Below are 6,070 nucleotides of genomic sequence, written 5' to 3'. Positions count from 1 at the left end.
GTGCCTCCTTAAATTGGTGAGGTACTATGACAAATATTTTATTGATTGAGGATGTGGGGTTTATTTACCGCTTACCGTATAAAGAAAATGAACCTTCACATAGAATAAATGAATTTCGGAACAGTTCGATCAACTGGATAGTCAGTGTTGGGATGATAAGTGAGGGAACGGATATTCCACGTTTGCAAGTATGTTGTCACCTCAGTAGAGTTAAAACTGAGCTCTATTTTAGGCAAGTATTAGGCCGTATTTTACGAATGACCACATCTGTTGACCAACAAGCGTGGCTATTCACTTTTGCAGAGCCGAAGCTTGTCGAATTTGCAAATCGTATAGCAGAAGAAATACCGGATATGCCTGTAATATTTAGTCCCCCCGTCAATGTTAGTCCGTCAGAAGCTATATCGTTAGATAAAGATGAAGTTATGAAAGATAACATTTCACCTAGAGATACTAGCAAACTAGAAGTTGGAAGTAGCTTTAATAAAAAGCCCTTGCAAGTCGATACACTGGAGATAGTCACACCTAAGAATGCTATAGGTTTAGTATCTCAGTCTTTTGAGCTTTTAGGAGGATTTAGAGAAAAAGTAGTGTCCACGTTCGATTCGCCATTCTAAGAACTAATTTTGAATAATTATATATTCATTTTTCAATTATTTTTGAATACTTATCATTAATAAAATAGTTCCCTAATGCATCAGATGATTTTCCCCCAAAGTGTCTACACATTTTATTAATATTGATAGGTTGTTTTAGAATCGGAACTAATAATTTTTTGATACATATTATAGTTAAACCAAACACGTTTTGGACAGAAGCGTGTTAGCTCTAGCTGCCAAAATGAAGTTATATTCATGGCTATAAATACATGTTCAGTAAACGTTATTGGGAGAATAATAAAGCTCACGGGCTAATTAAACCCTTTAAACGAGTTCCTCAATGTTAAGGATCAGTAATTATAAATATTAATTTCTTTATGTGACGAAGGGGGTAGAGATTTGAACCCAAGCAATCAGCCACAAAATAAAACTAAAATTCATTATAATCAATTACTAATCGAAAAGTCACATCTCAGATAGTGAACATTCGTAGTCGATATATGACATTTAAATATTTATCGGTTAAATTGTCAATGATAAACGCCCTACTAATAAGTGAGTGCAGGCGGGCGAATTGCTCTGCAATAGGCGTGACAGCCTTGGAGAATCTCAATTCAGCTGTTTGTAATACATTTAATCCGTTACTGTAAACTTTATTTTCTCTAACTCAATTTCATCCCAAAATATTTGAAACTCAAAAACACCAGGTTTATCAACTAGATCCCATTGTGTAAAACGAAAATACCTCCTATCCACAATATCAGGTGTGGCTTGAATAATTCTAGGTTCAAACTCAAGATTGAGTGCTTTTGAACCATCAGCTTTTAATTCAAAAATTTTTGTTTTCAGAAGATGAGGGGCGTTGTCATTTAGCTTAATATAGAAGCCAAAAGCGGTTTCTGAACCAGAAATTATTCTGTCTTTGGTTACTGAGTTTGTTGCCTTTATAAACTGAATACCAGTGTTCGGATCCAGACTAACAAGCCCTGACTCTACTTCTAATGAGTAAGATGGTGTAGCAAAGAGCGCATTCAACACAATTAGTAACGTTATGAACTTCAAGATTCACTTCCTATAGCATGTATAACGCAAAGCACACGGGTGACGACCGCGCAGCGGTTGGCATCCCAGCGGCCGCAGGCCGCGAGTGCTGCGCCTTGTTATGTTTTTATTTGCACCCTGTCTTTGATTAGTGCGATTGTTCCAGGCCATTTTTTACCCTTTGGTAGTGCCCACTGTTTCGCGATTGGGTCGATGATACCGCCAATCAATTCATAGTGCTTCGCAACTTTTATGCGCTTCCACTTAAGGCGCAAAAAGTAAGCATTTAACCGTTTGTTGTTTTTAATCTTGTGAGCACTGTACTCAGCACCTAACAATCGCGAAAGCAAAACTCTGACTTCATTTTTGTCCATGCATTTAACAGTTGCTCTTAGCAAATGTTCAGGTGATTTATACATGGGACTTAAATGCCTCAAGCAGACTCCAGAAAAACATAACGCTTATTGAAGGGCTTACGCTGTAAAGCCAGTCCCTTAACTTATTGATTAATAACATCCTACATTTGCTATCTTATTGAAGTAAAGCAATTAATTGTGCCTAACTGACAAAAACAAACCGAGGTTGTGCTTAAAGTAGAGTTTGTGGTCACCGCCAGAAAAATTAAAGGCATTAATATCATATAATTACGATTGTTCTATTTTTAATACGACACAACTAAAGAACGATTTTAAATCGTAAATCGATAAAATCTCATTACAACTGTACATAAAATCAGTACATGCCACATAAGAGTGTTCATGCTGATTTTATCTTTCACTCTTTTGATTTTTTCACATGCGCAGCATGTGGCTGTTGGGGTTAAGGGGTTCTCCCCTTGCCCGTAGCTCCTATCAGACCTTTTGGAACAAAAGTGGGATAGGAGCGTACCGGGTTTCGCTGTAGTCCCACTTAATAAGTGGGCTGCTTTGGCTTCGCACTCACTGAGTGCGAAGTGATTTAAATTGCACTTTTTACGTGAAAAGTTACGCGAAATTAACGCGAAATTAACGCGAAAATTCGATTTCTCAACAAGATTTATTATCGATTTACTCCCGTAGGATTTGATAAGTGCTGCGGAGAAATGATGCCGCTGGTAGGTTTCATCATTTCTCAGGCTGATTATTGGTTCTGTGAGAGCAAATTTTGGCGTATAAAGTCACTCAGGATTTACTGACTGTTGTCATGATTAACCCTCTACGGTTGATCTTTTCAGCAAAAATCCTCTCATATAATCCCACTTTTTATACTGGTAGAAATAAATTCAATGTGTAACTGACTTTATCCACCACAGGTTTGAGTGTTTTCACATCATATTGCTTACCGTATCGTCCATAGGTGATGTTGTGATAAACGTGTCCAACAATCTGTGCCACCATCGATTCTTCTATTTGCAGTTGTTTAAGCTCATCAATAAAGGTGTGACGGAATGAATAGGCTGTAGGTCGTTTACCTGCAATAAAGTGAAGTTGGTCGAGTAATTTGCCAAATTCACGGCAGAACTTATGTGACCAAATGCCATCACTACTAGGTTGGTAATGAAATAACGGGCTGCTTGTTAATTGACTGGTTTTTGATGTTCGGTCAGTAATGGTTTGAACGAAATCAATAAAACCAAACTCAATGAGCTTTTGATGTAGCGGAACGGTTCGTTTTGACTGTGCAGTCTTAAGTTGTTGGCTCATGCCCTCATTGGTGACGTGGATGACGGTGGTGCCATCGATGGTGGTTATATCATTACTGTGTAGCTGACAGGCTTCAGAAGGTCGTAAACCGTGATACAGCATCAATAGTGTTATCCATTTAAAGTCAGGGTGTTTATCAATAAAGTCTTGTGATTGCAGTACGTGTTTTAGTTGCTCTGGTTGCCAGCGCTGACGCGCTAAATCATGCCCAGCTTGGTTACTTGGCTTTGACAGTTTCACTTCATCAAACGGGTTGGCGCTGGTGTAGCGCATTAATTTACACCACTTGAAGAATTGCGACACCGCGGCTAAGTAGTCTTTATTACTTTTATGGCTTCGCCCTTCTTCGAGCAAGCAATCCTTGTATTCCATCGCCTCAGCGCTGGTAATGTCGAATACATCATCTAGGTGGGTTCTTTCAATAAAGTGGCCTATACGTTGATTTAGCTGCTTTACCGTTAAGACTGAGACAGACTGCTTTTGTTTAGACGCTATAAACTTAATCAGTGCATCCGTTAATGTGACGTTAGCGACTGAATTTGTTTGTTTTTTACTATCCGAACTTTTTGAGAATGCCAAGTTTGTTGGTAAGGGATAATTGTCATATGTCGCACTATTATGTGCTAATTGTGTTGGTCGAGTGGGAATAAACTGAATGATTTCCCGCACTGGCTTAGCCTTATCATCAAGCGTATCTGTTACCCCAATAAAGTCTGCACGGGCATCATTAATCAATTGATTCACCTGTGCTTTAAACGCATCTGGCTGTGATTGTGGTGTTAAGTTGCTGATTAATGGCCGTAAGATACCCGCAACGACAAGATTACGGCCTATCGCGATTGAGCGCTGTTTAGTGAGTAAAGATACTTTGATGTCGGCAGCGAAGCCTTTATCACGCAGATAAGCAGGCAATACCATGCGGGTGTAATAGGTACAATTTGTGGCTCGAAATAGGTACATATGTCTCAGTCATCCGTTTTGGGTCTGAGAATATGATTTTTCAAATGCTAGAAAGCAAAAAAGCCATTGATTATCAATGGCTTTTTCACTTTAGAATGTGGCGGAGGGATAGGAATTTGAACCCAGACTCTCGAATTAAATAGTTAAAATAGTCGTTTAAATTCATTTGGTTGCAGATTTTTATATCTTCAAATTCTGCAATTGCTAACTAAGATTGACTTTATGATTGAAATGAAAAATTGTCAATTCAAATTGCTTTTATCCATGGCGCTATAGCTAAGATAAATAATGGACTTCGCTGTCTTGCTGATGCGTTCAATCTCTGATGATGTTAGACACTCACGTTCACAAACATCTTTATATTTGCGGGTATTGGTAACTTTCGAGTTTTCGGTGTTTGGGGTGGGTTTTTGATAATCTTCTAAGTTGCTGATATTACTCATTCGGCTCTCCATAACTTTCGAGATTATAGCTCAAAACTGGAAAGATTTATACGGTGATGAAGATTGCTAGTAATGATGAAGTAGGTATGTAACTGTGATGATGCCACCACTTTTACGTAGCAGCATCATATTATAACCACTAAAAGGGTTTTGGGTTAGGTCGGTCTTTTTCCTGCGCTACCTTGAGGTAATACTGAGTCCCCTGTTAAATAGCTCAGGGCTTTGGCTAACTCTCTCTTAGCTAGTGATTCATCTTCACCTGCGAGGTGCTGGATGCTCCATATTGCAAACCAGAAAGTACGCTCATTACTTTCTTTAACTGGCAAGGAGCTATCAGGATTTTCAGTGAAATAATCAATAATCTCCCATGAAAATTCGTCAAGCTTGACCACGTCTAACTTGCCGCAACTATACGCTTTTAATAAGCATATAAGTTCATTTTTCTTGTCGTTTAAATTCATGGCGCCCCACCATTTAAGAAGAAAGGTTTATCTTTGTAATAATTCGTTGGCAAACCTCTTTTTCTAATATCTATGTGAGGTTTACCACCTCTGTGAAGCGGGTCTTGATGTAAGTTATAAGTCCGCTTGGTTTTACTGTTAAAAAATGACTTGTTACTTGACCCTCCTCCCCTAGGGCTGCCAAACTTCCTCATTAACACCTTTTCAGCTTGCTTATGGGTCAACCCTCCAAAAAACTTTTCTGGGGTTATCAGCCCTTTCGTTGCTCTTGATGCCTTGTAAATCTGGTAACCTGCTTTTCCAGCGCCTAGCATAGGGATAGGGGCAGCAATCATAACAGCTTCAGCAGCGGCATCACCCGTGACCCTTAGGTAACTTCCCTCTTCAATCGACTCAAGCATGTTTCTTTCTTGAGCTCTACCTACATGTGCCGTTTGCCCCAAATCGTTGGGGTCACTATCAAGGCTGGCAATTGCAGATTCTAGCTCTGGTGAGCCTGTGCCTTCGCCATACTTGTCAGCTATTGATGATGCTTCAGATTTGTTCCAAGATTTTCCACTGGTACTACTATTTCCTTTATGTAGGCTAACGGTTCCTGTAGTTTTACCAACCTGTGCGGTACCGCCACCGTTACCGTCAAATGATATGGAAAAGTTCTTCTCGCCATTTGAAACTGAAGTTAATTTATAAGTTTCCCCATCAGCTGTCACATAGAGATTCCCACTTTCATCTTTCTCAAGCTTCTCAAACGCCTTACCTGATATAACCTCGTCTAATTCTTCAGATCTATACCCTGTTGGGTCAACCCCACTCATCGGGTTATTCAAAATATACGAATACGGGTTAGCGCTCTGGCTATTCTCTGGGAACTGCAAAAAAGGGTC

Annotated in this window: 5 protein-coding genes and 2 pseudogenes; 1 reads left to right on the top strand and 6 read right to left on the bottom strand. The window is 39.4% G+C overall.

The window, feature by feature from the left end:
• Positions 1–77: 77 nt before the first annotated feature.
• Positions 78–369: pseudogene (locus AAEY97_RS21610) on the top strand (helicase-related protein); the annotation flags it as partial.
• An 863-nt stretch (positions 370–1,232) separates the two neighbouring features.
• On the opposite strand, the gene AAEY97_RS20935 reads toward AAEY97_RS21610, so the two are convergent.
• The 6 genes and pseudogenes from AAEY97_RS20935 to AAEY97_RS20910 all read right to left on the bottom strand — a co-directional run.
• Positions 1,233–1,661 (bottom strand): hypothetical protein, encoded by a 429-nt coding sequence (locus AAEY97_RS20935; protein ID WP_351001244.1) that lies wholly within the window; start codon positions 1,659–1,661, stop codon positions 1,233–1,235.
• Between the two features lie 98 nt (positions 1,662–1,759).
• A complete protein-coding gene (locus AAEY97_RS20930) occupies positions 1,760–2,059 on the bottom strand; it encodes a hypothetical protein (protein WP_351001241.1) in 300 nt (99 codons plus the stop codon).
• Positions 2,060–2,881: 822 nt separating this feature from the next.
• Positions 2,882–4,282, bottom strand: a complete 1,401-nt coding sequence (locus AAEY97_RS20925; RefSeq protein ID WP_351001238.1) for a site-specific integrase — start codon at positions 4,280–4,282, stop codon at positions 2,882–2,884.
• A 242-nt stretch (positions 4,283–4,524) separates the two neighbouring features.
• Positions 4,525–4,725 carry a hypothetical protein gene (locus AAEY97_RS20920; RefSeq protein ID WP_351001236.1) on the bottom strand — a complete coding sequence of 67 codons (201 nt, stop codon included), beginning with the start codon at positions 4,723–4,725 and terminating at the stop codon, positions 4,525–4,527.
• Between the two features lie 155 nt (positions 4,726–4,880).
• Positions 4,881–5,186 carry a hypothetical protein gene (locus tag AAEY97_RS20915; RefSeq protein WP_192114783.1) on the bottom strand — a complete coding sequence of 102 codons (306 nt, stop codon included), beginning with the start codon at positions 5,184–5,186 and terminating at the stop codon, positions 4,881–4,883.
• A pseudogene (locus tag AAEY97_RS20910) lies at positions 5,183–6,070 on the bottom strand (hypothetical protein); the annotation flags it as partial. The gene AAEY97_RS20915 and the pseudogene AAEY97_RS20910, both read right to left, overlap by 4 nt.

It is taken from the genome of Shewanella sp. TB7-MNA-CIBAN-0143 (assembly GCF_040310065.1).
Classification (GTDB): Bacteria; Pseudomonadota; Gammaproteobacteria; order Enterobacterales; family Shewanellaceae; genus Shewanella.
The sequence above is the reverse complement of the archived record's forward strand: the minus strand, read 5'-3'. Positions and strand labels throughout refer to the sequence as shown.